Annotated in this window: 4 protein-coding genes and 1 pseudogene; 2 read left to right on the forward strand and 3 right to left on the reverse strand. The window is 66.9% G+C overall.

The genetic code is table 11. The annotated features are described in order from the left end of the window. Positions 1-313: pseudogene (locus AB7O82_RS34030) on the reverse strand (2-hydroxy-3-oxopropionate reductase); the annotation flags it as partial. 281 nt (positions 314-594) lie between these two features. Here AB7O82_RS34030 and AB7O82_RS34035 point away from each other — a divergent pair. Next, the gene (locus AB7O82_RS34035) at positions 595-1,440 is read left to right on the forward strand and encodes a TauD/TfdA dioxygenase family protein (RefSeq protein WP_428621395.1); all 846 of its coding nucleotides are present in this window, start codon (positions 595-597) and stop codon (positions 1,438-1,440) included. A gap of 201 nt (positions 1,441-1,641) precedes the next feature. On the opposite strand, the gene AB7O82_RS34040 is transcribed toward AB7O82_RS34035, so the two are convergent. Both AB7O82_RS34040 and AB7O82_RS34045 read right to left on the reverse strand, forming a co-directional pair. Beyond that, a complete protein-coding gene (locus AB7O82_RS34040; protein ID WP_428554458.1) occupies positions 1,642-2,469 on the reverse strand; it encodes a protein-L-isoaspartate O-methyltransferase family protein in 828 nt (275 codons plus the stop codon). 14 nt (positions 2,470-2,483) lie between these two features. Next, positions 2,484-2,993: a helix-turn-helix domain-containing protein gene (locus tag AB7O82_RS34045; protein ID WP_428554461.1), complete on the reverse strand. Its 510-nt coding sequence runs from the start codon at positions 2,991-2,993 to the stop codon at positions 2,484-2,486. A gap of 171 nt (positions 2,994-3,164) precedes the next feature. Here AB7O82_RS34045 and AB7O82_RS34050 point away from each other — a divergent pair, with 171 nt between their 5' ends. Continuing rightward, positions 3,165-3,446: a hypothetical protein gene (locus AB7O82_RS34050; RefSeq protein WP_428621396.1), complete on the forward strand. Its 282-nt coding sequence runs from the start codon at positions 3,165-3,167 to the stop codon at positions 3,444-3,446. The last annotated feature ends 77 nt before the right edge of the window (positions 3,447-3,523 follow it).

Here is a 3,523-nt window from a genome sequence, read left to right on the forward strand (position 1 = left end):
TCGGATCGCCGCCGATGTCCGAGCGGCCCCAGATGATCTTGCCCTCGGCATCGAGCACGACGCCGTAGGCGGCGGCATCGCGCCGGGCGATCCACGCCGTGCGCGGGAAGACCTGGCCGGTCGGCGCCGGACGCTCCTTGCCCTTGGCGAATTCCTGGCCGGTGACCCGCCCGACCAGCCAGGTGCCGCCTCCCAGCTGCTCGTGCAGGCGCTCGAACAGGCCCGCCGAGTGCGCGCCCTGCGGCCGCCAGCGACTCGACCAGGTGCGGCCGTCGAGGCTGCAAACCATGTGGCAGATCACGTGCGGCTTCATCGCGTTGCTCCGTCGACAGGGGCACGCCGGTATGGCGGACTGGGATGCAATCTATTCCATCGTGCCCTGTTCTGAAGCCCTTTCGACCAGATCGACCGCCAGCAGACCCGTCGCGATCCTCATCCTCTTCCGGACGGAGAGAGGCCGCGCTCGCTCTTCCTCAGAGCGAGCGCGACCTCTCGCGGTCCGGAAGAGCATGACGCGTGTCGCATGCCCCCGGCTTTCGAGCCGGCATCTCGTCGTGTAGCCTCACCTCGGTTGACAGGGCGGAGGCAACGGCCATGCGAAACACGCGCCTCGAGATACGGCTGCTTTCGGGCGCCGGCGGCGCCGAGATCTCGGGTGTCGACGTCGCCCAGGATCTTGACGACGGAACGATCGGCGAGATCCGCGACGCGCTGAACGAGCATTGCGTGGTCTTCTTCCGCGACCAGGAGCTCGACACCGAACGCCAGAAGGCCTTCGCGCGCCGCTTCGGGGAGATCTTCGTCCATCCCAACTACAGGGGCATCGGCGACGACCCCGAGATCGTCATGGTGCGGCGCGAGCCGGGCGACACCTCCTATGTCGGCGAAGACTGGCACGCCGACACGACCATGATGGCAGAGCCGCCGATGGGCGCCATCCTCTACGGCATCGACGTGCCGCCCTATGGCGGCGACACGATGTTCGCCAACCAGTACCTCGCCTACGACGCGCTGTCGGACGGCATGAAGAGGATGCTCGACGGCGTGCGCGCCGTGCACAGCGACATCATGGTGGCGGGGCCGCAGGCCGGGAAGAACAAGGGCCGCTCGACCAAGCATCGCGACGGGCCGGACTGGCGCGAGACGCGCAACAGCCATCCCGTGGTGCGCACCCATCCCGAGACCGGCCGGAAGATGCTGTTCGTCAATGCCTCCTACACGGTGGGCTTCGAAGGCATGACCGAGAAGGAGAGCCGGCCGCTGCTCGACTTCCTGCTGGAGCACGGCAACCGGCCGGAATTCACCTTCCGCTTCCGCTGGCAGAAAGGCTCGATCGCCTTCTGGGACAACCGCAGCGCCAAGCATATTGCGCTGGGCGATACCGGCCCGTTTCGTCGCCTGATGCGCCGCGTCCAGCTCTGCGGCGACAGGCCGGTGTGACGGCCGCTCCGCGGCGACTGCAGCAAGGCGGACGCCGGCAAGACGACGCTCGCCCGCGCGCTCGGACGATCGCTGCCGGCGGTGGTCTTATGGGTCACTCCAGTGGGCGCTCATGCTCTTCTGGACCGCGAGCGTCTCGCCCGCTCATGAATCATGATCATGAGCGGGCGAGACGCCCGCGGTCCGGAAGAACATGAGGGTCTACCGCGTGGACAGCCACCAGCCGTTTCCGGCGACCCAGCACGAATCGTCGGGAACGGTGCCGCGATGAAGCGTTTGCACGGTCCACAGGCTCTGCCGGCGGAAGGCGTCGGCGAGAACAGCGGCCATCTGCGGATCGCGCGCGCCGTGGCACGGGATGAAGCCGGCCGGGCAGACGAAGCGTGTCGGCCACGTCTTGCCATCACCGCGGGTCACCAGCAGCATGCCGCCCAAACCCTGATCGGGCGTCAGAGGGAAGAGCAGCCGGCCGCCCGGCCGCAAGTCGTCGAGCCAAGTGTCTACCGGATGCGTCGCCCCGGCGTTGACGTAGATCGCGTCGCAGGGCGGCAGGCTGCCGCTCGTTCCCGATACCCCTTGCAGCGACACGTTGGGCTGCCCGGCGAGGTTGGCCTTCGCCATGGCGAGAAGCGCGGGCTCGATCTCGTAGGCCACGACCGATCCCGCCGGTCCGACCAGCGCGGCGAGGATCGATGTGTAATACCCGGTCCCGGTACCGACATGCAGCACCGTCTCGCCTTCATTCAGCGCCAGGGCATCCAGGCACCGGGCATGCAGGCTCGGCATTCCATTGTTGATTCCCTGACCGCGCGACAGCGCAACGAGGACGTCCTGGTATAGCCAGGCATGATCGTCGGACGGCGTCTCGATATATCCGCCGGCGAAATTGAATACTGTCCACGGACCAGCACCGACGAAGCGCTCTCTCGGGGTGGTCGCGAAAGCATCGGTGACTCGTGGGTCGCGGACGCCGCCATGGCCTGTGACCAGCTGGGCGTAGTAGTGGCGCGCCGCTTCGATCGAAGACATGTCGGCTGCTCCTCTCATTTCCGCTCGGCCTGCTTGGTCGAATCGGTGACATCGAACGCTGCGCGCAAGGCGGCAACAGCCTCGGCAAGCCGCGTCGGCGCGGGCAGACGATGGCTGCCTTCGATCAGCAAGGAGATGCCATCCGCCACCTCGACCCGAGTCACCGTCGATACCGCCGGCGCGTAGCGCTGCGCCTTCAGGCGGCGGTAGATCCGCGCGACATCCTGGCTGGAGCGCGCCCACTCGGCTTCCCAGTCCCGGCGCGCGACGCCGCGCTTGGCCAGCGCCGCCTCGATCTCCTCGCCGTGCTGGCGGATGGCGGCGTGATCGAGTCCGGCTTCCTGGAGGAAGCGCACGCGCTGCAGCTGGCCGAGATGGCGGTTGTCGAAATGGGCGCCGCGCCCGCGTCCGTTCGGCGGATCGATCAGGCCTTCGCGCACGTAGTACCGCACCGTGCGCTCGCCCACCCCGGAGAGCTGGCCGAGCTGTGCCGCCGTGTAGCGGCTGTCGAGTCGCGTGGTCATGTCTCTATATAGACAGTGCACTGTCTATATATCAACTGTCACATTAAAGATCTAAAGCTCATGGTGCCCCCGCAGGGCTTCGGAGGGGCGAGGGCATGGAATTTGCCTCGTCATCGCTCGGCGCTTGCCCGTGACGATTGCGGGCAGAACCAGGGAGACGGACTTCCACGGATGAGCGCGACGGCGAAGCGGCAAATGCATCTCGGGCTCTTCATCCTGGGAACCGGCAGTGACGTCGCCGGCTGGCGCTATCCCGGCGCGATCAAGAGCTTCCAGGATCTCGCGGCCGTCCAGGAAATCGCGCGGACCGCGGAGCGCGGCCGCTTCGATCTCATCTTCATGGGCGACAATGATGCCGATCCGCGCGCGCATCCCTCCTACACCCTGCGCCTCGAACCACTGACCGTTCAGCGTGGCGCGACGCCCACCCTCGTTCCCCTAGCTCACACGTGAGAAAGACTCGCTCGTGGGTCAGGTCGATCATACCAAGGTATGTCTTTCGTCGCCGGCCTGTCGGCTCGATGCTGGCC

Source organism: Reyranella sp. (assembly GCF_050185545.1).
Lineage (GTDB): Bacteria > Pseudomonadota > Alphaproteobacteria > Reyranellales > Reyranellaceae > Reyranella.

Bases quoted from the DNA above. Each gene is read 5' to 3' on its own strand.
- AB7O82_RS34035 (WP_428621395.1), top strand. From the start codon at position 595: ATGCGAAACACGCGCCTCGAGATACGGCTGCTTTCGGGCGCCGGCGGC.
- AB7O82_RS34040 (WP_428554458.1), bottom strand. From the start codon at position 2,469: ATGTCTTCGATCGAAGCGGCGCGCCACTACTACGCCCAGCTGGTCACA.
- AB7O82_RS34045 (WP_428554461.1), bottom strand. From the start codon at position 2,993: ATGACCACGCGACTCGACAGCCGCTACACGGCGGCACAGCTCGGCCAG.
- AB7O82_RS34050 (WP_428621396.1), top strand. From the start codon at position 3,165: ATGAGCGCGACGGCGAAGCGGCAAATGCATCTCGGGCTCTTCATCCTG.